Source organism: Aminobacter sp. P4_D5 (genome assembly GCF_056401815.1).
Genome location: NZ_JBFUIP010001410.1, coordinates 1 through 516 on the forward strand (window position 1 = coordinate 1; position 516 = coordinate 516).

At 70.9% G+C, this 516-nt stretch carries 1 protein-coding gene; it reads right to left on the minus strand.

The window, feature by feature from the left end:
• Window positions 1-87: 87 nt before the first annotated feature.
• The coding region (locus tag AC1DWF_RS38700; protein ID WP_476843692.1) for a hypothetical protein at window positions 88-516 on the minus strand (429 nt) is incomplete at its 5' end.

Sequence of the window (516 nt, forward strand, 5' to 3'; positions counted from 1 at the left end):
GTGATGGCCTGGGCGAATCCGCCCAACACCTCCACCACGGCGACGCCGAAGGACGCGGGCTGAAGCGCGACCGGCGCGGGACAGGCGTCACGCCCGCCGGCCCGGGTTCATCCATTCGCCCGCATGGACGGCCTGGGAGAGATGCGCCACCATGCCGGAGGCCCCTTCGGATGAAGCCTCATGCGCCTGGTAGCTGTGCTTCTTGCTTTCGCCATGGCGCCTGCCTTGGCGCAGGACGATGCCTATCTCCGGGTTCGCCGCGAGGCGGAGGGTCATCTCCGCCCCTGCACGTCCACGGAGGCGGAGGCGCGGCGCTGGTGCGAGCAGAACAGCGAGGAATTCGTGCGCGACTATCTGCGTGCCCGCGCCGGCGAGCTGCGGGGCCAGCGGAACGTCGCCCATCAGCTGGCCGGCCCGACGGGCGAAGCCGCGACCCGGGAACAGCGTGACGGCGTCGTCGCGAGCGCCATGCAAGCCTGCGCCTGGAGGATGGTCGTCGTCTCCACGGGCCATGGT